13 protein-coding genes are annotated in these 23,666 nt (G+C 48.5%); 5 read left to right on the top strand and 8 right to left on the bottom strand.

The features are described from left to right. Positions 1 to 17: 17 nt before the first annotated feature. The 4 genes from M4J38_RS13665 to M4J38_RS13650 all read right to left on the bottom strand — a co-directional run bounded on the left by M4J38_RS13665 (position 18) and on the right by M4J38_RS13650 (position 10,919). The gene (locus M4J38_RS13665) at positions 18 to 3,221 is read right to left on the bottom strand and encodes a SusC/RagA family TonB-linked outer membrane protein (protein ID WP_251760177.1); all 3,204 of its coding nucleotides are present in this window, start codon (positions 3,219 to 3,221) and stop codon (positions 18 to 20) included. Positions 3,222 to 3,520: 299 nt separating this feature from the next. Further along, complete coding sequence (locus M4J38_RS13660) at positions 3,521 to 5,107, bottom strand: RagB/SusD family nutrient uptake outer membrane protein (protein ID WP_251760176.1); 1,587 nt, start codon at positions 5,105 to 5,107, stop codon at positions 3,521 to 3,523. A 29-nt stretch (positions 5,108 to 5,136) separates the two neighbouring features. Further along, positions 5,137 to 8,277: a TonB-dependent receptor gene (locus M4J38_RS13655; RefSeq protein ID WP_251760174.1), complete on the bottom strand. Its 3,141-nt coding sequence runs from the start codon at positions 8,275 to 8,277 to the stop codon at positions 5,137 to 5,139. Positions 8,278 to 8,591: 314 nt separating this feature from the next. Next, positions 8,592 to 10,919, bottom strand: coding sequence for an RND family transporter (locus tag M4J38_RS13650; protein ID WP_251760173.1), 2,328 nt, complete (start codon positions 10,917 to 10,919; stop codon positions 8,592 to 8,594). Positions 10,920 to 10,994: 75 nt separating this feature from the next. On the opposite strand from M4J38_RS13650, the gene M4J38_RS13645 reads away from it, so the two are divergent. Continuing rightward, positions 10,995 to 13,247, top strand: a complete 2,253-nt coding sequence (locus M4J38_RS13645) for a two-component regulator propeller domain-containing protein (protein ID WP_251760172.1) — start codon at positions 10,995 to 10,997, stop codon at positions 13,245 to 13,247. Continuing rightward, positions 13,244 to 13,984 (top strand): DNA repair protein RecO, encoded by a 741-nt coding sequence (gene recO, locus M4J38_RS13640; RefSeq protein ID WP_251760171.1) that lies wholly within the window; start codon positions 13,244 to 13,246, stop codon positions 13,982 to 13,984. Before M4J38_RS13645 ends, recO begins: the two co-directional genes overlap by 4 nt. Positions 13,985 to 14,523: 539 nt before the next feature. Here recO and prfA read toward each other — a convergent pair. Beyond that, positions 14,524 to 15,585: a peptide chain release factor 1 gene (gene prfA / locus M4J38_RS13635; RefSeq protein ID WP_251760170.1), complete on the bottom strand. Its 1,062-nt coding sequence runs from the start codon at positions 15,583 to 15,585 to the stop codon at positions 14,524 to 14,526. A gap of 62 nt (positions 15,586 to 15,647) precedes the next feature. Between prfA and M4J38_RS13630 the strand changes: the two genes are divergently transcribed. From M4J38_RS13630 to M4J38_RS13620, 3 genes are all read left to right on the top strand, one after another. Then, complete coding sequence (locus tag M4J38_RS13630) at positions 15,648 to 16,811, top strand: amidohydrolase family protein (protein ID WP_251760168.1); 1,164 nt, start codon at positions 15,648 to 15,650, stop codon at positions 16,809 to 16,811. Between the two features lie 860 nt (positions 16,812 to 17,671). Beyond that, a complete protein-coding gene (locus M4J38_RS13625; protein WP_251760167.1) occupies positions 17,672 to 19,090 on the top strand; it encodes a rhodanese-like domain-containing protein in 1,419 nt (472 codons plus the stop codon). 162 nt (positions 19,091 to 19,252) lie between these two features. Beyond that, positions 19,253 to 19,903, top strand: coding sequence for an alpha/beta fold hydrolase (locus M4J38_RS13620; protein WP_251760166.1), 651 nt, complete (start codon positions 19,253 to 19,255; stop codon positions 19,901 to 19,903). A 2-nt stretch (positions 19,904 to 19,905) separates the two neighbouring features. On the opposite strand, the gene M4J38_RS13615 is transcribed toward M4J38_RS13620, so the two are convergent. The 3 genes from M4J38_RS13615 to M4J38_RS13605 form a co-directional block, all read right to left on the bottom strand. After that, the gene (locus tag M4J38_RS13615) at positions 19,906 to 21,057 is read right to left on the bottom strand and encodes a TlpA disulfide reductase family protein (RefSeq protein WP_251760164.1); all 1,152 of its coding nucleotides are present in this window, start codon (positions 21,055 to 21,057) and stop codon (positions 19,906 to 19,908) included. Positions 21,058 to 21,067: 10 nt separating this feature from the next. Next, positions 21,068 to 22,534, bottom strand: a complete 1,467-nt coding sequence (gene gatB, locus M4J38_RS13610) for an Asp-tRNA(Asn)/Glu-tRNA(Gln) amidotransferase subunit GatB (protein WP_251760163.1) — start codon at positions 22,532 to 22,534, stop codon at positions 21,068 to 21,070. Between the two features lie 123 nt (positions 22,535 to 22,657). Further along, positions 22,658 to 23,662 (bottom strand): PDZ domain-containing protein, encoded by a 1,005-nt coding sequence (locus tag M4J38_RS13605; protein WP_251760162.1) that lies wholly within the window; start codon positions 23,660 to 23,662, stop codon positions 22,658 to 22,660. Positions 23,663 to 23,666: the final 4 nt, after the last annotated feature.

The raw sequence follows: 23,666 nt of genomic DNA, 5'->3' as shown, positions 1-23,666 counted from the left end.
ATATTTAATGTTTAAAGTTAGAGCCTTACTTTAAGACCAACCGTAACAGTTGTAAGTGGCGCGTAATTATAGATACTGCTCGCTCCGCTTTCAGAAGTAGATGGATTGAATCCTTTTCTTGCTGAATGAATCCAAAGGTTATCACCAGACACCCAGAAGGAAGCGCTTCCAACTCCAAGTCTTGCCATAAGTGCTGCAGGTAAATCATAACCAAGTCTGATGTTGTTCAAGGCCAGGAAGTTCGACTTGGTAAGGAATCGTGTAGAGGTTGAAATCACGTTTTGGTCTTCGGAGTTAGATAGGCGGGGTACATCGGTAATATCTCCAGCCTTTTGCCATCTGTTGAACATGTCTGCGTGCCAGTTGTTGGTGCCGATAATGCCGTTATCCATCAGCGATGCATAAGCCCCATCATTTGCATAACCTCCAAAACTATACAACATTTGAACGGCAAGGTTGAAGTTCTTCCATCCCGCACGCAGGTTGGCCGCTCCTCTTAATTTAGGAATAGCGGATTTTCCAACATAGTACTGGGTTGCAGAAGAATAGGCTTTGGTGGTTGTTTGCTTAAGAGAACTTTCTTTGCTTGGATTTGCAGCAAGGAAGGTGGCCATGTTCGCGATTCCTTCTCCCGCGTCTGCGATATCATTATTGTTCAGATCATCGTAGTAAAGTACCCATGTGCTTGTTCCATCAGCCGGATCAACACCAGCGAAGTCTCTCATATAGAAATCATAAATTGATTTCCCTTTTGCCCAACCAAACGGAGCTTGTACATCAATAACTTTTTGCTCACCGGTAGATGGATCGATTGGCATTTCAATAATCTTGTTCTTAAAGGTTTCACCATTGATGTTCAAATCAATGTAAGTATCCTTTTTCTTGATGATATGCCCTGTAAGGTCAAACTCAAGTCCCTGATTACGAAGTACACCATCATTTACTTTAATAAGCGCATAACCGATAGATGGTCCAACTCTTCGGTCGAAAATCAGGTCTTTAGTATTTTTTACATAATAATCAACCGAACCTGTTAGGAACTGCCCAAGCCTGAATTCAAGGCCTGCCTGAAACATTTGGGAAGTTTCCCATGTAAGATCAGGATTACCTTTAGAATCAAAAGAAAATGCGGGATTATCATTCAGGTTATCCACGTTAAACCGGTCGTAACCAGGATAGAATCCGATACCTTCCTGTTCCCCTATAAGACCATAGCTGGCTTTGAGTTTAAGAAAGTCTATGATCGTGAACTTATCCATAAAAGCGTTATTGGAGATAACCCAACCGGCACCAATAGAACCGAAATTTCCCCACTTATCTTTTACGAAACGTGATGAACCATCTCTTCTTGCTGTAGCGGAAAGATAGTAGGTATTATCCTTGTCATAATTGATTTGCGCAAAATAGCTTTCCAGCTTAAAGGCATTTGAATAAGAGGTAGAAGGATTAGAAACTACACCATTATTGAGTTCCGGAATATCGTTTGATACAAGATTATACCTTGAAGCGGAAGCTATGCTTTGGCGCCAATCCGTGGCTTCATGCGCAACAAGGGCTTCAATTCCATGAGATCCGAACTCCTTATTAAACCGCAACATCTGTAAGAAGTTGGTATTTAACAACTCAGTTTTGGTTTGAAAAACACTTCCATTCTGAGATGCGGCGGAACCATAAAACTTATTGGTAAGATTGACGTATGCGTTATTGTAGTATTGCACACCCAGTCTTGTTTCAAAACTTAAGTAATCAGTAAACTTAAAGTTTAAAGAAGAGTTACCGTTAAGTTCATTGCGTTTCGCCCTCAATGTATTTAGCGTTGCGTCTGCGATAGCGTTAGTTAACCCGCCAAAGCCCCTGTCTTCTCCATAATCAAACTGATTGCCTCCAAAAATAGGATCCGGAACAAAGTTTCCGTTGGCATCCCTCAGGAATAAAGGATAAATGGGAGGCAAGTTATCTACGAACCAGAATATGCTATTCGAGTTAGATTCCTGGCCGTTGTTATTGGTTTCCGTATTAGCGTAACCAATATTCATGGATGCCGTCAGCCAGCGTTTTACTTCCTGATTGATATTGAGCCTTGCGGAAAGTCGCTTGAAATCTGAGTTGATGGAATAACCTACATCATTCAAATAGCCTAAAGACGTATAATAGTTCGATTTAGCATCGCCTCCGCCCAACTTCAAGTTAACCTCCTGACGTGTAGATGACTGAAAACCGTAATCTTCCCAATTTTCAGGATCATATTTCCTGGTAACACCTGGTCTTACGGTTCTGGTAGTGGGGTCAATCAATTCTCCACCGTTGGCTACATTCCATAAATTATATTTGGGGTCTATGCCATTAGCGGAAAAAAGGTTGGTATTCGCATAAGCGGTTGGATCCGCTGCACCATCAATAACGCCGAAATTGTACATGGACTCCCATGCAAGCCCGATGTATTGTTCCGGAGAAGTAAGTTTGTTATACCTTGGTAACGCGGAAAAGTTTGTGCCTATTCTACCATCTACTTCAATGAAGGGCCGCTTACTTTTTCCCGTGCGTGTAGTGATAATAATTACACCATTCGCTCCGCGGGCACCATAAATGGCCGTAGCCGCGGCATCTTTCAGCACTGTAGTAGATTCTACATCGGCCATGTTAATCGCGTTGAGGTTCCCAGAATAAGGAACGCCGTCAATCACGTAAAGAGGCGCCCTGTTCCCGTTTACGGAACCAAAACCGCGGATACGCACGGTGGCCGAAGCACCTGGCTGTCCGGTAGTATTGATAACACGCACACCGGCAACCTCACCAGCTAATGACTGGGAAATGTTTGAAACCGCTTTATTGTTCAACAGTTCTCCAGATACCACTTTCGCCGATCCGGTAAAAGCCTCTTTAGTGGTATTGCTATAGCCCACTACCACAACTTCCGTAAGATCTTTGTCTTCTAATCTTAAAGAAGCGTTTACAACGGAACGATCCCCGATACTTACCTCCGTTTCCGCGAATCCAACAGCGGAAAACACTAAAAACCTGGCACCTGGGGCTACGCTGATAGAATAAGCGCCATCACTTGAGGTTGATGTGCCGGTAGAAGTGCCTTTGATAATAACTGAAACGTTGGAGATCGGATTGCCCTGTTCATCGATCACTTTCCCGGTGATGGTCCGGTTTTGGGCGAGCAGTTGTCCGCATAGGAACAATACCCCCAGAAGAAGTAATACAAGTTTTCTCATGATGATGTTAAAATTTAAGTAAAATAACCATTTCGTCTCGCAAAAGTTTAACCATTACTTAACGAAAAGTCTTAACAAGACCACAAATATAGTTTTTCCGCTGCTTAGGAAAATGGGTAAAAACGATGAACTAGAAAAGTTTGTTAAAAAAATTAGTTAAAGTATTAATTTACAAAGTCAATAATTATATAAAATTCTGACTATATATTTAAGCCATATAGGTGAAACGCTCTATGACCTACACAAAAAAAGGGCTTCCCATGCGGAAAGCCCTTCTCATAAAGTGAATGAACTATGTTCTAGTAATCTGGATTTTGCTCTATAATAGGGTTCTGCACCACTTCACTCGCAGGAATCGGCCAGACAAATTTAAAGTCTGCATAAGGAACGGCCGCTTGTGTAGCGTTGATGGCGCCACCACAACTGTAGATGGAAGCCCCCTGTGATGCGTTCTGGTATTTCGCGGGGATACCGCTTGTTGTGTAATTAGCATCCATCACATTCCTGTGAATATCACCCCAACGTTTCCCTTCGCAGAGGAATTCAATTCTCCTTTCCAGCAGGATAGCCCTTACAAGATCAACTTTGGTAGCGAAACTTGCTGCTGTATATTGCTGTGTAGTCGGATTGGCGAGGGCCCGGTTTCTAACCGCATTCAACAGTGAGATCGCGCGGGTAGAAACACCTGCGGCCTGGCGCGCTTCAGCTTCGGCCAGCATAAGCAACACTTCGGCGTACCTGATTTGCGGGGCGAAGTCTTCGCGTGTGGTATACCTTGAATACTTCGTGGTAAAATAATTAAAGGTGGATGCGCCATTCGCGTTAACGCCTGTAGTATATAAGCTTGTTCTGCGGATATCATCACAAAGCCAGCCTCCGTTGTTCCAGATGATCGGAGAAACAGCTATAAGTCCTCTTGCACCCAGGTTCGCGGCGCCATACATACTGGGAAGCGCCCCATTTGTACCTGTGTTATCCAACGCGTCATTTCTAATGGAGAAAATGCTTTCTACTGAACTGTTATTGGTAAAGGGGCCGTTTGGAGTTGCCGTGAGCGTCCACCCACCTATCGGACTTACAAAAGGGGCCGTGTTGGGGACAAGCTTGGCGCCCTCAGTAATCACACCGGGCCAGTCGCCCATATGCAGTTTCACCCTCATTTTAAGCGCGATAGCCGCGGCTTTTGAAGCCCTTACCGTAGCAGGCGAAATTGTATTGGGCAGGTTGGCCTCGGCAAATTCGAGGTCCTCGAGTATTTTGGCATAATTCTCCGCCACAGTAGGCCTGGCGATGGTTTTGATCTGATCCACAGCGGAACCTGAGTTGATGGCAAAATCACGATAAGGTACACCCAACTTATTTCCATTTCCATCGAGGTAAGGACGGGCATACAAAATTACAGCTTCATGGTGCGCCATAGCCCGCAGGAAACGGCATTCCGCTTCGTACTGCTTTGCAACAGCATCCGTGATCACACCGTTCGTACCCGCAATTCGGAATCCATCAATGGAAATATTTGCTTTGTTGATCAGTGCGTACAAAGCCCCCCACATACCCACGTTGTTTGCTGTGGTGGCGTTATAGGTAGCCTGATAGGTGATTTGGAAGAATGCGGCCACGTTAATAATATCTTCACCACGTGCATCACCTTGTTCTATATTGGCCGCTCCGAATGGATAGCCCCTTACAGAACCATCAGTATAGGGGCTGCTCTGTGCGGCGTCATACACCCCATTCATGGCGAGCAGACACCTGTCTGCGGTTGCAAAAGCCACATCGTCAGTAATAGCATTAAAGGGCGCTTTGTCCAGCGATTTTTCGCATCCGGTTGCAATGCCCAATACAACCATGGCCGAAGCCAGTATCTTTATAGCGTTTCTTTTCATCTCTTGTTAGTTTAATGTTCAACCAATTATTAGAATCCGACACCAACACCAAAGGAAATGGTCCTTACCTGAGGAGATACGGCCGCATCCAGACCAAGTGTACTGATGTTATCGGGATCAGCTCCTGAATATTTGGTCCATACGGCAAGGTTCTGACCCTGTACATAGAACCGAAGGCTGGTCAGGTATCCGTTCGTCCAACGCGACAAAATGCTGTTGTCCACCGCATAACTGATCACCACATTCTGCAGCCTGATGTAATCTCCGCTTTCCACAAACCTGGAGTTCGCAAGTTGAGTCTGGTTGATGTTGTTACCCTGTCCATAGTAAAGCTTCGGTACATTGGTCACCTGACCAGGCGTTGTCCACCTGTCCAGCAATTCAACGCCATTGTTCTGGAAGCTTTGGTTGAGAAGCGCCTCCTGGCGGGTGATATTCATAATCTTATTACCACCGGAATAGCGAAGCATAAAGTCAAGTGAGAACCCCTTATAAGCAAGGGTATTACTGAGCGCACCAAACCAGATGGGGGCTGCAACGCCAAGCTTTGTTCTGTCAGCGAACACAAGTGATGAAGACGCGCCTACTGTTCCGTCGTCCTTGCCATTTGCCAGGAAGTATCCGCCAATAGTGGCCCCTGGTGTAAGGTTAAGTTGAACAAGCGAGCCGTTCGCCTTAACATACATCGGGTGTCCATTGGCGGTATTTACACCAGCCCATTGGTTACCGTAGATAATGTTGATTGGCTCTCCCACTTTGATGATATTGTAACCACCGTTCTCAATGAATTCAACAGGTTCACCACCAACGGAATAAAGAGAAGTGATCTCATTTTGCACATTGGTATAGTTGAAACTAGCATCCCACCTGAAGTCTTTGGTTTTTACGATCGAGCCGCTGATCATCAGCTCAATCCCCTTGTTGCGCAACGTCGCAATGTTTTGAGAGATAGAGTTTCCGGGAACACCGGCCGAGAGCGGTGTAGGAACACCAAATACCATATCATTCACATCGTTCAGGAACCAGTCGGCGGTAATGTTAAACCTATTGTCCAGGATGCCCAACTCAATGCCCACATCGTACTTGTTACTGGTTTCCCATTTCAGGTCCGGGTTTCCGATGGAAGCAACGGCTATTCCGCTGAGGTTTCCGTAAGGCCTTGAGCCATATGTACTCAGGAAAGGGAATCCGCCTACGGGGTTGCCTACTTTGGCGTAGGAAGCCTTAATCTTTGCTTCGCTGATTGCTTTGCTCAGCGTGCCGGATCTGGTCCAGAATCCTTCTTCTGAGATACGCCAGCCTACAGAGAATCCGGGAAAGGTGCCGTACCTGTTGGCGGGAGCCAAAGAACTCAGTCCATCTCTCCTGATAGTGGCTTGCGCGAAATACTTGTTGCTGAAATCGTAGTTCAAACGGCCGAATAAGGATTCGAAGCCCGATTCGCTTACAGATCCCCCGATCGTTTGTACGGAAGCCGTACCGGTAATAAGGTTCTCATCTATGAAAAAGTTATCGGAAATATTGGTACCCTGCGCGGAGAACCATTTGGTTTTATCCTGCTGCATCTCATAACCACCGGTCAGAAAGAAGTTATGCTCTCCGAACGATTGGTTATAATTGAAATAGTTCTGCCAAACATACCTTGAAATATTCTGGCTGGCCTGGTACACCAAACCATTGGTACCTCCAGTTGGTGTTCCATACCCGTCTCCATGCAATGGACTCAAACCCTGGTAGCTGTAATCAAGGAATACTTCAGGGGCAAATTGTGACCTGATCTTCAGGTTTTTCAAAGGCGACAGTTCTACGAATGCATTGTTGATAATACGATATTTGTCGGAAAAGTACTTATTGGCGCGCAGCGTAAACGCCACATTGTTGAAGTTGTCATCCACCGAAGTGGTGTTCGCTCCGGGATTCATGGAGTTCCCGGCCGGGTGGTTGATGTTGTATCCCGAAATATGATTAGGATTGAAGGGGGAAACGTTGGGCAGCAGGCGGAGTGAAGCGGCGATAGCGCCACCCAAAGCGTTTGAACCGTTGTTCTGATCTCCATCTTCCTGACGGCTCAACGTGATGTTGTTCCCTACTTTGAAGAACTTATTCACTTCATGCTCCACATTCAGCCTTACCCGATAGGAGCGGTTGAAGTTACTAATGATAATCCCCTTCTGATTAGAATAGTTTAAGGAGAGGTAGTAAGTCGTCTTCTCTGTACCACCCTGCACGGAAACCGTATGGTTGTGTACCGCAGCATTGTCGATCATCACCTGATCCTGCCAGTCGGTATTAGTATTGTTCGCATCCATATTGGCGCGGGGCGTTTGGTTGGCATTGGTGAATTTTTCATTGGAAATTGTAACGAATTGTTGCGCATTCAACAGGTCGAATCTTTTAAGCGCTGAGCTAAAGCCCACAAAGCCATCGTAACTTACACGGGCACGTCCTTTACCACCTTTCTTGGTGGTGATAAGAATAACGCCGGCCGCGGCCCTTGATCCATAAATAGCCGTAGCGGAACCATCTTTAAGAATTTCAATGTTCTCAATATCTGAAGGATTGATGTCTGCAAAAGTATTTGAATTCGTAGCAGCGGCAAGGTTACCGGAAATCACCGGAACACCATCTATAACTATCAACGGATCATTACTTTGGTTAATGGATTGCGTTCCCCTTATCCTGATCCTGGCCGGTGTATTTACAAGCCCGCCGGAATTGGTTACCTGCACCCCCGAAGCACGACCAGCAAGTTGTTTATCGACAGAGGGAGTCATCAGGTTGGAAAAGGCTTTGGGGTCAACTTTTGAAGCCGAACCGGTGAAAGCTTTCTTTTGCTGTGTTCCATAACCTACTACTACAACCTCGTCCATGTTGTTTTCCTGTGTACGCATGGTAAATGTGAGAGTGTTGGCGGTTCCGATGGCAAGCTCTTCCGTGTTCATGCCAATAGAAGAAACCACCAGAACGCGGGCTCCGGCGGGAACGGAAATAGAATACCGGCCATTTTCATCGGTGGTGGTGCCGGTTTTGGTTCCTTTGATCAATACTGAAGCGTTGGGAATTGGAGTGCCGTTGGCATCTAAAACAGTGCCCGTAATAACACGGGTCTGCGCATGGAGTTGCCCATAACAGAGCAACACTCCAAGCAGGAGCATTACAAGTTTTCTCATGTGTGTGACGTTTGATTTTGGTCTTTTAAACCGGCTCTGCCATAAGCATTAACCGATCGTTTAGATGACATCAAAAATAGGGGGGCGGCTGCTTAAAAAATCCAAGTCGTACAAAAATGTTAACGAAAATATAAACCCGATTTCTTGATAAGTTTAAGTTTAATTTTTAAGAAGTTGAATTTCAAATATTTATCCAGTACAAGACACAAGAAAAGTTTAAAAAAGGTATCGTTAAAGAAATGTTAATAATAGATAAGCGCGGCTATAACTTGATGAATATTAAAATCAAGATATATATAAGCATGGATTTTCTCCTACATCGCCTCCTTACTTGTACTGATCAGTAAAGCGGGCAACAACACCAGGTTCGTGACAGTAGCCACAATCAATGTAAGCCCAGTTAGCCAGCCCAGCGCCAGCGTGCCACCAAAACTGCTGAAACAGAAGATCACGAACCCCGCAATCAAAACCAGTGAAGTGTAGATAATACTGATACCCGTATGCCGGATGGTTTCCACCACTGTTTTGTGCTCGTTCTCCCCGTGCAACGGTAATTCCTGCTTGTAGTTCACCAGGAAGCGGATTGTTACATCAATAGCGATGCCGAGCGCTACGCTGAAAATAAGTACTGTAGAGGGTTTCAATGGAACGCCCGCCCAGCCCATTACGCCTGCCGTTACCAGCAACGGGATAATATTGGGCACCAGTGAACAAATCAGTATGCGCAGGGAACGGAAAAGGTACAACATACACAAAGCGATGAGCAGGAAGGCCCAGAAAATACTTTCTTTAAGGCCATCTATGATGAAACTGCTGCCTTCCAGGAAGGTAACACTCGTGCCGGTAAATTTCACCTGGTATTGAGCGGTATCGAAAAGTTGCTCGGCACGCAACCTGGCCGAATCCAGCACAAGGGGTAAGGCACTGCTGCCGATGTCTGCCATCTGAACGCTCATGCGCGCCTGGCGACGTGTGCTGTCCATAAAACTGGACAACAGTTTCGCAAAGGTGTTGTCGTTGCCTGAACCGCCTTTCTGCGGACGAAGGTATTCGGCTACAAAAGCGCCGTCGAAGCTGTTGGGGAGGGCGTAACTGAGGCTGTCGCCTTCATAGAAAGCCTGCCGTGCAAACTTCAACCCTTCTCCCAGGTACAATGGACGCGCCATATCGGGGCGGGCACCCAGGTACATGGCCAGGGAGTCCATCTTCTCAAAGATGGACAAGGCGCGCATACCGGCGAAGCCGTTCTTCTTTTTACTGTCTATCACAATTTCAAGCGGCATGATGCCCTCGAAATGTTTTTCGAAGAATTTCAGATCGGTATAGATTTTATCCTGTTTGGGAAGATCATCCACAATGAATCCTTCCGACCTTAATTTGAATATGCCCACAAGGGCAACCAGCACAATGAGCGCGGTATAAGCATAGATGAACCTCCGGCGGTGCAGCGCCCAACGTTGAAGGCGGGTAAGCAATCCGTTCAGCCAGTTGTTGTCAAGGTATCTTGTGTGTCTGCGTTTGGGAGCGGGCAGAAAACTGAGCGCTCCGGGAATAAGCACCAGGGAGATAAGGAAAATCACCATGATGTTGATACCCGCCACTACACCAAACTCGCGCAGGATCTCACTTCTGGTAAGTGCGAACACCGCGAAACCAATGGCGGCGGCTATATTGCAGAATAACGTGACCACGCCCATCTTGGCGATCATCTGCACCATAGCGCTGTTTTTTTCCCCTGTTTCACGGTAAGCCGTATGGTATTTGTTCAGGAAATAAATGCAGTTGGGAATGCCGATCACCACTATCAGCGGCGGGATCAAAGCTGTGAGTAAACTGATTTTATACCCGAAAAGATCCATCGTGCCCATGCTCCATACCACGCCAATCAGCACCACGGCCAGACTGAGTACCATCGCTGAAAAAGAGCGGAAAAACACCAGTAGGATAAGTGCTGACAACACCAGTGATCCGATGAGGAAAAAACGCATTTCTTCCTGTATCCTCAACCCTACCACAGTGCGGATATAGGGCAGTCCGCTCAACATCATTTCCGTTTGGTGCTTTTTGCCGAATGCTGCTGTTTCGGCGGTAATAGCCGCGATCACATCATTTCTTTTTTTGGAGGCTACCACATCGCGGTTGATGCGCAGCCCCATTAAGTACGTGTGATCAGAAGGGTTGTACAAAATGCCTTTGTAAAATGGCAGGCCTTGAAAAACCGTTGCTGCACTATCCAACTTTTGCGCGGAAAGCATTTCGCCCGAGAAGATGGGAACGGCCTTCAACTTGTTGGTTTTGGTATCTTTCACGAGATTCACAGCGTCTGGCACGCTGAGTATGCCTTCCACCCCATTTATTTTCCGCAGTTTTTGTTGAAGAGCCCTGTAATCATTGAAAAAAGAAGGTTCAAAGAATGTATTTTTTTGCAGCCCTATCACCATCATATTACCGTCTTCCCCGAAGGTGGCCCTGAAGTCCTGGTAATCCTGGTAGCGTGGATTATCGGTGGGAATGGCGCGGGTAAACTCATAACTGAGCTGCACCTTTGAGGCGCGATAGCCCATAAAAGCGGTGCCCGCGGCAAGCAAAATCAGCAATACTATCCTGTACCGAAGCAAGCCCTTACCAAGTTTAAGCCACATTGATCTCCATTTTGAAGGGCAAAGAAAATACTTTCAACGGATCATACCCGGTGATTTATCCAGTATTTTTGACCTATGTTGAGAATGTACGCCTTTGTGCTGATGGTGTTTGGCTGCCACCTCTTGTATGGCCAGCAGGTGCCCATTGGGGTTTGGCAGGAACATTTTTCCTGGCGGAAAGCGCATTTCACGGGCACTTCAGACAACAAGGTGTTTTGCGTTACCAGCTCCGGGTTGTTTTCCGTATCCCTCCCCGGAAACGAACTCACAAGGCTGCACAAGATGAACGGTCTCTCTGCAACCGGAGTTACAGCTGCGGGTATGGAAGAAAACTCCGGCACCATTGTGCTGGTGTATGCCGATGGCGGAATAGATATCGTAACGGAGAACAGTATCGCTTATATCCCAGACCTTAAACTGGCCACAGGTTACCCTGATAAAAGCGTATATCATGTAAGCTGCCGCAACAACAAAGCCTATCTTTCCACCGGCTTCGGCATCCTTGTACTTGATCTTTTACGAAGGGAAACACAGGATACCTGGCTCCCCGCTCCGGGTGGTGTTCCGGCACGCATCAACCAGTTGCTGCCCACATCCGCTTTTTTTTATGCCGCTACTGAAAATGGAGTGTTAAGGACCGCTGCGGCCACACCGAATCCTGCTGACTTTGCCGCCTGGGAGAAACTTCCAGGTATCCCCGATCAACCCATCCGGTCACTTGCCGTTTGGAGCAATGTACTGTTTGCCTGTTCCGGCAATACCATATACCGTGAAAACAACGGCATATTCACCGTGTTCTACCAAAGCGACCAGGTTATTTCCACCATAAAAGTCGTGGAGAATATACTGGTGGCGATCGAATCCACCCGTATTGTTTTCCTAACCGAAAACGGATCGGTCCGGGATGTTATCACCTACCCTGACGCCGCACCTTCCGACATTACTTTCTCCGATAACGCCTGGTGGATCGCCGACAAAGAGAACGGGCTCCAGCGAAGGGCTGGTGCCAACACAACTGATTTCACCCCCAATGGCCCTCATGATATAGTGGAAGGAAATATGCGCCATAACGGCGCCCAACTTGCTGCCGCCTTTGGAAAAGTTTTTCCCAATGGAACCGGCGCCGGCAAACGAACTGGATTCGGCGTATATACCAATGGAACCTGGACCAACCATATTCCCGGTTCCGGGAATATGCCTGCGGAATTTCCTGATGTGAATGTTACAGCCTTTCACCCAACCAACGGAAACATATATGCGGGATCATCAGGCGGTGGGCTACTGGAATTGCGTACTAATGGAAGTACATCCTTACTGCCCGGCGTTCCTTCCAACCAACAAAACCCGCAGGAGCAACGTGTACACGGCCTTGTCTTCGACCGGAACAGTTTCCTATGGATCGCGGCCAGCGGCGCGGCAAACCCGATCGCGGTACTGTTGAAAAACAACGCCATTGCCTCGGTTCCAATGCCTTTTTCTCTAAGCGGAAACCTCGTGTCACAAATGGTGGAAGACGATGCCGGTCAGCTATGGATCGTCTCACCCAATGGCAACGGACTGGTTTGCTTTAACCACAACAATACCCCGGAGGTTGCGGCAGATGACCGCTGGCGCTTGTTCCAGGCCGGACAGGGCAACGGGAACCTCCCTGACAATACTGTTCATACCATCGCAAAAGACAGGAACGGGTTTATCTGGATCGGCACCAACCGCGGCATCGGCGTAATGCAATGTGCGCCCCTGGCCCTCTCTACGAATTGTGAAGTAGTACTCCCCATTGTACAGCAGGACAACTTCGCAGGTTATCTTTTTCAGAATGAACAGGTAAAAGCCATCGCTGTAGACGGCGCCAACAGGAAATGGATCGGCACCACGAACGGCGTTTGGCTGGTAGATGCAGCCGGCGATAAAGTAATCAGTCGTTTTACGGAAGTCAACAGCCCGCTTCCTTCCAACAATGTGCTATCCATCACCATCAACGGATCGGATGGCACGGTCTTCATCGCCACCTCCAACGGATTATGCAGTTTCCGCGGAACGGCCACCGAAGCAAAAACCGAAGCCTATTCCGCCAAGATATTCCCCAACCCGGTTCCATCCGGTTACAATAGAACCATCGCCATCAAAGAATTACCGCGCGATGCCATCGTGAAAATCACGGAGCCCAATGGAAGACTGGTATTCCAGACGAAAGCACTCGGCGGGCAGGCCGTATGGAACGGAAGAGATTACCGGGGTAATCGTGTAGCTTCCGGTGTTTACCTGGTGCTTGTTACAGATGAGGAAAGAAAAGAGAACCTGGCCGGAAAAATCGTGCTCATCAGATGATACAGACCACCAAAGGAATCGTGCTCCGCACCATTAAGTACGGGGAAACAAGTGTGATCGTGAGCATTTTCACGGAGCTATTCGGTGTGCAGTCGTATCTCGTGAATGGCGTTCGCAGCAGCAGTAAATCCGCGCAGGGCAAGGCGGGCATGTACACGCCCGGGGCCATCCTGGAAATGGCCGTTTACCACAACGAACTCAAAAACCTGCAACGCATTAAAGAAGCACGCTGGAGCTACTTGTACCGGGAAGTATTCTTTGATGTGAAGAAGAACGCTGTATGTCTTTTCCTGGTGGAGCTTTTGCAGAAATGCCTGAAGCAACCGGAGCCACTCCCGGACCTGTTTTACTTTTCAGAAGATGTACTCACGGAACTGGATACCGCGGCTCCCAATGAAACGGCCAATATCCCGCTGTTCGCGGCGCTGCACATCAGCAGTTTTCTCGGGCACAGGATCACAGATAATTACTCAACTTTAAACACCTACCTCGATCTTAAAGAAGGCCAGTTTTTTCCTGAGCCTCCCGTACATGGCGGATATGTTGCGCCCCCTTCCAGTGAAACGATCGCAGAATTGCTGCGTACACGGCAGCCGGCGGAACTTAATGATTTGTTATTGAACAGGGAACAACGTAATGTGTTGATGCGCGCGGTACTGGATTTTTATGTGTTGCACCAGGTGGATTTCGGGACGATGCGGTCGTTGGAGGTGTTGCAGGCGGTGATGGGGGTGTAGCACGCAAAGGTGGTTCGGGTAATTTTTTTTCACGCAATTGCTTCCTGCTTCGCAGTTCGCAACGCAAGGGAGCACTGCTTCGTGCCTCGCAGACGCAAGGAGCGGTTGAGGTGCTGCCTGTAGAGGGATTATTTTCTCGCTACGGCGCGGCGGCGCAACGGCTGTTTTATGCGTAGAGGCCTATTTAGTGGGGCGCTTTTGTGGTGTAAAAATCATGAAGCGTTTTTTTTGCTCTTGCGGAGACTGGCGTGGTTGTTTATTGAGAAGAACTTTTTTCAGCCACCTGATTTATAAATTCAGATTCTTCAAAAACTCAACAGAAACCTCTAAATAGATGTTGATCCCTACGCAACTGCAAAAAAAATTAATATCCCTGCAAGCAATTACTCAGGAACAAATTAAATCAACCGCTGACGTTGCGTCGCCGCGCCGTAGCGAGAAATAAAAATACCTCCGCCCTAAACTACTCCAAACACAAACAATGCTTTGCGTCCTTGCTTCCTGGCGTCTTCGCGTGAACCACTCCCGCTTGCGTGAACCTACCGCTCAACCATCTTCTCTGAATTCTCCGCGAACTGCAGCTTATCGATCAACTCCTGGATATCCCCGTTCAGCACATCATCCATATTGTACATGGTGAGCCCGATGCGGTGATCGGTGATGCGGCCCTGCGGGAAGTTATAGGTGCGTATTTTAGCGCTTCGGTCGCCACTGCTCACGAGGCTTTTACGGTGGCGGGAAATCTCTTCTTCCTGCTTGCGCACCTGTTCTTCGTAAAGTTTGGTCCGCAACATGTTCATCGCCTTTTCGCGGTTCCCAAGTTGGGAACGTTCGGTCTGGCATACCACCACGGTTCCGGTGGGAATATGCGTGAGCATTACCTTTGTTTCCACCTTGTTTACGTTCTGACCACCTGCGCCCCCGCTTCGGGCGGTTTCCATTTTTACGTCGGCCGGGTTCAGTTCAAAGTCTACTTCTTCTGCTTCGGGCATTACGGCCACAGTGGCCGCCGAGGTATGTACCCTGCCACTGGCTTCGGTAGCCGGCACACGTTGTACACGGTGCACGCCACTTTCAAATTTCAGGGTGCCGTACACATCATCGCCCACTACTTCCAGGTTCACTTCCTTGTAGCCGCCTACGCTGCCTTCGCTTTCGCTGAGCACCGCGGTTTTCCAGCCGCGCTTCTCGCAATACTTCATGTACATACGAAGGAGATCGCCGGCGAAAAGGCTCGCTTCGTCGCCACCGGTTCCAGCGCGTATTTCAAGGATGGCGTTCTTTTCATCCTGCGGATCTTTCGGGATCAGCAACTGGCGGATATGCGCTTCCAGTTCCTGTTTTTTCTCTTCCAGTCCGGCCACTTCTTCTTTAGCCAGGTCTCTCAGTTCCTCATCATCTCCGTTCAAAGCTTCTTTGTTGAAAGCGATATCATCCAGGATGCGCAGGTACGACTGGTAGGCCTGTACAATTTTTTCCAGGCTACGATATTCCTTGCTCATCTGGCTGAAACGTTTGTTGTCGTTCACGACTTCCGGGTTGGTGAGGGCCACGCCCAGATCGTCGAATTTGGCTTTGATCGCTTCCAGCTTATCTAACATAGATTTCTTTATTTTTAGGCCCCGTTGGAACGAGGGATTGCAAAATTAACTGAATTCGGGGCATGACATACAGAAAATTCAAAGGTGATCGGTTGTTTACGGGAAAAACCTTCGTTTCCGGGGAAATGGTATTGATCGTGCGGGAGGATGGAACGGTGGAAGCTATCCTTCCTGAAGCGGAAGCGGGAGAAGGTGTGGCGCAACTGGAAGGGATCATTTGTCCGGGTTTTGTAAATGCGCACTGCCACCTCGAACTCTCGTTCCTCAAAGACAAAATACCCCCGCATACAGGGATGGTTCCCTTCCTGCTGGAGGTAATGCGGCACCAGGGCAGCGAAGGCAGCGTCGTTCTCGAAGCGATGTCCCGCGCCGACCGGACCATGCACGAAAACGGGATCGTTGCCGTAGGTGATATTTCCAATACGCCGGCAAGTATCGAGACGAAACAACAGTCCCCGCTGTATTACCACACTTTCGTGGAAACAGCAGGCTTCGTGCCTTCCGGAGCCGCGCAGCGGGCGCAGTTCGCGTTGAAAACAGCGGCTTCCTTTACAGCGGCCGGACTTCCCGCATCCGTTTCGCCCCATGCGCCCTATTCGGTTTCCCCCGAACTTTTGGACATCATTAACCAACATACCGCGGACAAACTGGTTTCCATTCACAACCAGGAAAGCAGCGCTGAAACACTTTTCTTTCAATATAAAAAAGGCGGTTTCCTTGAGCTTTACGCACAACTAGGCATACCCATTGATTTTTTCCGGGCCACGGGGAAAAACAGTATTGAATGGTGGCTCCCGCATTTCAACCAACGGCAGCAATTACTGCTGGTGCACAATGTATGCACCAGCGAAGCGGATATACACTATATGAAAAACGTCGCCAGTGAAAATGGTATTCCTTTCAGCGCCCTTCATTTCTGCCTTTGCCCCAATGCGAACCTGTACATCCAGCAATTGCTTCCGGACCTCCGCCTGCTGTTAAAGCATGATACTCACCTCGTGGTTGGCACGGACAGCTACGCCTCCAACCATACATTGGACTGCTGGAACGAGGTGCGCACTTTACATGGAGCATACCCTGAAATACCTTTGGAAACACTGCTCCGGGCCGCTACATTCAATGGCGCTGAAACATTGGGTATAGCAGACAGGTACGGCAGTTTTGAGCATGGGAAAAAACCAGGGGTGGTTGTGCTGAAGGACGAAGTGAGCAGGCGGGTTTTTTAACCGTATTTCAGCATAGAAATTCACCGCCTAAAAGGTAAAGAATAACCTGCCGTCAGGAAGAAAATGATACCGGTGCCACCGGGTATGACTCTTTTCCCGAAAAATGCCGCTTTAACCGCTAAATTTCCTTTTGATTGCAACCGGTAAATTCACTGATTGGGAACAGAGGAAATAACGGGTGAAGCGAGGCGGTCTTACATCAAGATGTGTTCTTTGGGGAAGAGTGTTTTAAAGTTTGTAACACTGTTTATACCTCGGATACGCAATAAATTTTCACACCTATCGGGCTTGATCCTTATCCCTTAGGCTTTTGGTGCTTTGCGTAAATAACTCTTGTATTCCCGACTTACAGAGGCCCCGTTTGTATTGCTTGTGTTACTCTCTTATGATAAATTGACCTCTACTTCCTGGAAAGCATCATGAGAGACTCATTGCGGAGAAATACCAAAACATTTTCATCCGCAACTCCACATTCCGCGGCACCTTAGACTTGCACCGAACTGCCGGGTGGGGCCGCGTGAGGGATTGCAGCGAAAAGCCCGCACCCGATCTGCCGTGCCATGGCCCGGTAGTTGCCGCTAAAACATTTAAGGCAGGCGGGGAGGACTTGCAGCGGAAAGCCCGGCACGGCCCCTGGAATATCGTGGCACAACTTAGTAGCCGGGAATTGGTTTGTAACTGAAGATTGCTTCGTGCCTCGTGATTGCTTCGTGCCTCGTGATTGCTTCGTGCCTCGTGATTGCTTCGTGCCTCGCAATGGGGCCGGGACACGCCCAAACACAGATCAGGCACCTACGTGACACATATCACGTTTGGAGAACCAACCATCTCCGACATTTGTTCCATAAAAAATAAACACCATGAAAATAGAGCAAATTTATACCGGATGCCTGGCGCAGGGCGCTTACTACATTGAAAGTGAAGGCGAGGCCGCCGTTATAGATCCGCTCCGCGAAGTGGAACCTTATATCCAAAAGGCGGAACGCAATGGCGCAAAGATTAAATATGTGCTGGAAACGCATTTCCACGCTGATTTTGTTTCGGGGCATATTGACCTGGCGGAAAAAACCGGCGCGAAAATCGTGTACGGACCAAACGCACAGCCTTCGTTCGATTTTTACAGCGCAAAAGATGGCGAGGAACTGAAGCTGGGCAAGATCACCATTAAAGTGCTGCACACGCCGGGGCATACCATGGAAAGCACCTGTTACCTGCTGAAAGATGAAAGCGGAAAGGAAACAGCTTTGTTCAGCGGCGATACGCTTTTTATTGGCGATGTTGGCCGTCCCGACCTGGCGCAAAAAGTGAAAGCCGAACTTACACAGGATATGCTGGCCGGGCATTTGTACGATTCGCTCCGCAACAAGATCATGCCGCTGAACGATGATATCACCGTGTATCCCGCCCATGGTGCCGGAAGCGCATGCGGTAAAAACATGAGCAAGGAAACCACCGATACTTTGGGCAACCAGAAAAAAACGAACTATGCGCTGCGCGCGGATATGACGAAGGAGGAATTCATCCGGGAAGTGACCACAGGACTGGTGGCGCCCCCCGCCTACTTCCCGCTGAACGTGATGATGAATATACAAGGTTACGACAGCATCGATAAGGTGATGGAACGCGGTCAGCACGCGCTTTCACCCGCAGCCTTTGAAGCGGCTGCCAATGAAACAGGCGCACTTATCCTTGATACCCGTGATCCGCAGGTGTTCGCACAGGGCTTTATTCCCAACGCCATCAATATCGGTATTGATGGGAATTTCGCGCCCTGGGTAGGCACGCTGATCCCCGATATCAAACAACAAATCCTGTTGGTGACCGACAAAGGCCGGGAAGAAGAGGTGATCATCCGCCTGGCAAGGGTGGGATACGATTTCACCATCGGTTACCTGGAAGGCGGTTTCGAAGCCTGGGAAAAAGCCGGCATGGAAACGGATAAAATCACGTCCATTTCTGTAGAAGAATTCGCGAAAATCGCCGGTGAAAAAACGGTGAACATCCTGGACGTACGCAAAAACAGTGAATACCTAAGCGAGCATGTAGTGGATGCGGAAAACGCGCCGCTGGACTTCATCAATGAAAGCATGGCCCAGGTAGATAAGAACAAAACATATTATGTGCATTGCGCGGGGGGCTACCGTTCGATGATATTCAACTCCATCCTGCGGGCACGCGGATTCGATAACCTTATTGATGTGAAAGGGGGCTTCAAGGCCATTAAAGAAAGTGGGAAACTGAAGGTGACAGACTACGTTTGTCCCAGCACTTTACTGTAAGAATCAACATAGCGCGGACACATTTGAAAACGCGGCCGGGCCGTCTCAGCAGAGATGGCCTTGCTGTTTTTAGACGGAGCCTGGCCTGTGAAAAACACTGGGTTGACCTTGCTTTAATCACCATGTGTTATCCCAGCCTGCTGTGTTTTGTATATTTGAAACATGAACGCATACCTCATCAGCGGTTTGGGAGCGGACAGCCGGGCCTTTCTTCACCTGGAACTTCCCCCGGGTTATAAGAAGATACACCTCGACTGGATACCACCGCATCAACATGAGCCATTGTCATCCTACGCGCTGCGGCTGGCGGCAAGTATAGATACGACACAACCTTTCGTGCTGATCGGGTTATCCATGGGCGGGATGATGGCTACGGAAATAAGCAGGTCGCTTCGTCCGGAAAGAACCATTCTTATTTCCAGTATGCCTTCATACAGGTTTTTGCCTGGATACTTCCGTTTGGCAGGCAGGCTGAAACTGCATAGCGTGGCGCCAATCAGCGTATTGAAAGCGGGTTCATACCTGAAAAGGTTTTTCACGAATGAATCTCCGGCAGACAAGCAATTGATTTGGCAGGTGATCAAAGAAAGTGATCCCGCGTTCATCCGCTGGGGCATGGAGGCCGTGCTGGGCTGGAAAGGAGAGGCTGGCTCGGGCGATTACATCCATATTCACGGAACGGGCGACTGGTTGCTGCCCGTTGGAAAAAGTAAGCCCACGCACCTTATAAAAGATGGTGGGCATATGATGATATTTGACAGGTGCGGCGAGATCAACCGTATCCTGGCGGAACAACTTCCCGCACCGGTATAATTTTACTGGAGCAGTTCGGCCAGTTTTTTATCCAGTGCGTCACCTCTTAAATTGTCGGCCACGATTTTACCGGAGGGGTCCACCAGTACATTGAATGGAATGCCATTGAATTTATAGGTAGTGGTGGCGGCGCTTTCCCAGCCTTTCAGGTCGCTGATATGGGTCCATGCCAGTTGGTCGGCTTTAACGGCTTCGAGCCATTTGGCTTTATCCTCATCCAGCGATACGCCGAGGATGGTGAAGTTCTTCCCTTTGTATTTGTTGTATGCGGCCACAACATTAGGATTTTCCTGGCGACAGGGTCCGCACCAGCTTGCCCAGAAATCAACCAATACGTACTTGCCTTTGAAATCGGCGAGGGTTACGTTTTTCCCGTTCACATCGGGCATGGAGAGCGCGGGCGCCTGTTGCCCTACCATGGAATTGTCTTTAATGGCCTGCTGTTGTTTTTCGAAAGCCAGCAACTGCTGCTCGAAAGTCTCCTTCACGGCCTTGACACCGGCATGGTCCGGAAATTTTTTGGAGATATCCGTCAACGCGGTTTTTAGCTCGGCGGGCTCCATGGAACGTGCGGCCATACCCAGCACGAATATGGATACGGAAGGACTTTTTTCTTCCTTCAGCGTTGTTTTCAGAAAACCGTTAAACTCCTGGATACCGGCTTCTCTTTTTTGAACCGCCAGGCCTACAATACTATCGGAAGCGCCCGATTTCTGGATACTGTCTACCTGCATGAACAAAGGCTGCAGGTCTTCCTGGCGCGCAGTATAACCGAAAACAAATTTCCGGAGCGATTCGCTGGCCGGAGAACCTTTCACGGTATAAAAATCATTCTTCTTCGACATGTCCAGCTCAATGGAAATTTCCGGCTCATCGTTCACGATCAATACGCCGGGTTCGGCGTCCAGCGCAACCTGGTACAGTCCTTCTTCTTTTCCGATTCCTTTCAGGGTAAACTTTCCATTTTCGATTTTCGCGGAATCGATCATCACCGGGGGTTTCCCGTTCATGGGGATTTCCTGGAGGAAAACGTTCGCGCTTTTTGAGTTTTTAACGGAACCGGTAACCTCGAAAGCGTCTTTATCTTTTCCGCTGCAAGATACCAGCAGGTAAGCGCCTGTTACCATCATCATCACCAGCAACCTTCTGCTCATTGGTTAATTTTTATTTGTTGTTTAAGTATTCCAGTAAAATATCGTTGGTTCGTTTGGGATCGGCCTTTCCTTTGGATTTCTTTTTCACTTCGCCTACGAATAGCCCGATCAGTCCTTTTTTTCCTTTCCTGAATTCGTTCACTTTATCGGGCATTTCCGCCATCACTTCTTCCACCCATATTTTCAGTGTATCCGTATCTCCTTCCTGGATAAGGTTTTTGGCAACGGCAATGTCCATCGGCATTTTGTCTGCTGAAATTATCATTTCAGGTAGTATTTCCTGTTGCGCAATGGAGAAGTTCACTTTTCCCGCTTCCACCAACTCAATGAGCGCCACCATTTTTTCCGGGGTTACCGGGAAAGCGCTCATGTTCCCGCCATGTTCATTCAACCAGGATCTTACAGGGCCAAGTAACCAGTTGGCCGCCTGTTTATGGAACTTCGCTCCTTCCGGGAAAGCCGACACCACGGCGTCGTAGTAAGCCGCCGTTTCTTTTTCATCCGCCAGTTGCCGAGCATCATATTCGGGCAGCATATACCCGTTCATGTATTGTGCCACTTTTTCTTCGGGTAAAGCGGGCATCCCGGAACGGATGTTTTCGATAAACTCTTCGGTGAGGTGGAATGGTGTAAGGTCGGGATCGGGAAAATACCTGTAATCGTTGGCCTCTTCCTTGGTGCGGAGCGAGAAGGTGGTACCGTTCGCCGCATCAAAGCTTCTGGTTTCCTGGATCACGGTGCCGCCCGATTCCACCAGTTCCACCAGTCTTTTTATTTCTATTTCAATGGCCTTCTTTACGTTCCTGATGGAGTTCAGGTTTTTCACTTCCACTTTGGTACCCAGCGCCGTTTCTCCTTTAAGCCTTATGGAGATATTCGCGTCGCAACGCATGCTTCCTTCTTCCATATTGCCATCGCATACCTCCACATAACGCACGAGTTTGCGCAATTCGGTGAGGTAAGCATAGGCTTCTTCCCCGCTGTGCAGGTCGGGCTCGGTCACAATTTCCAGCAAGGGCACGCCTGCGCGGTTAAGGTCGATGGAAGTGTAGGCTTCATCCACATCGTGCAGACTTTTGCCCGCATCTTCTTCCATGTGGATGCGGTTCAACTGTACCTGGCGCGTACCTTCAGCGGTTCGTATGGTTACATGACCGCCTACACAAATGGGTGTGGTATGTTGGGAAACCTGGTAACCTTTGGGCAGGTCGGGGTAGAAATAGTTCTTACGTGCAAAATAATTGTACCGCTCAATGCCGCAGCCGCAGGCCAGTCCCAGGCGGATGGCGTATTCCACGGCTTTCCGGTTCATTTTGGGGAGCGTACCGGGGTGCGCGAGGGTAACCGGGCTGATGTGCGTATTGGGTGCGCCGCCATAAGCCGCGCTGTCGCCGCAAAAAAGTTTGCTTTCCGTTAAAAGTTGCGCGTGCACTTCCAGTCCTATCACCGCCTCATACTTGTCGTATGGTAACCCCATAGTATTGTTTTGAAGGCCGTAAAATTAGTTATTAATGGGGAATGGGGGTACAAAAAGAATGTTGGATGTTCAACCGGGATAAATCCCGATCCAACATCCAACATTCAACATTTAAAATTCCTCCTAGAGGTCCGCTGTCTTCAATTTCCTCGGCACTTTTACTTCCGCATTAATGGTTTTGCCATCGCGGTTCATTTTCAGGGCTATAACTTTTTTGTCTTTGGCTTCTTTTACCATGTTAGAGAGCACCGCCGCGTCGTTCACTTCTTTTCCCTCGAAAGAGAGGATGATGTCTCCTTCTTTGATACCGGCTGTTGCGGCGGGTGAACCTTCGTCCACATCAATTACTTTCACGCCTTTGCCTTCTTCTGTGTCCTGTACGGAAACACCTAGTTTGGGACGATCAACATTGGTCCAGGTGATGGTTCCCGGCCTGCCTGGTACTGTGGTGATGCGTCTTCTTTCATTTAACGCGTCCGCACGTGACAGTTCCTGCATAATGCGGCCCTCCAGTTCAATACCCGGAGCGGCATTGAAATACCTGATGGAAGAAGTCTCTCTTTTGCCCAGCGTGGCGCTGGCACTGGCAGCCTTTCCGTCTCTTTTATATTTAACGGTGATCTTTTCATCGGCTTTAAAATCACCAATCGCTTTAACCAGGTCGTCAGGCGATTCAATTTTTTTATCATTAATGCCGGTGATCACATCTCCGGCTTTCAGTCCGGCTTTTTCCGCTCCTGAAGCTTTGGTAACCTCGGTAATTTTAGCGCCATCGCTCACTTTTTCGGTGACCACACCCAGTACGGCTTTGTTGCCCATGCCTGCCACTTTCACCATATCCAATTGGTTGAAATTGAAATTGAATGGCTCGAAAGCGTTTTTTTGTTTGATCACCATAACATTTTCTCCTTTGTATTCATCGGCTGGTTTACCGTTAATGGTTACCTTATCTCCATCAATCACCACGGTTACTTTTTCTTTGGAATCCCCTTTCTTGCGGATCACGATGTCTTCCTGAATCTTCTTTCCTTCCACTACAACCTCTTTCTGCTGCGCCAGCACCGGTACGGTAGTCATCATCCCTGCCACGAGCATTCCGGCAGACATGAGACGTATAACTTTCTCCATTGTT

It is taken from the genome of Parasegetibacter sp. NRK P23 (assembly GCF_023721715.1).
In the GTDB taxonomy this organism is placed as follows: Bacteria; Bacteroidota; Bacteroidia; order Chitinophagales; family Chitinophagaceae; genus Parasegetibacter.
This window is presented reverse-complemented; position numbering and strand designations above follow the sequence as displayed.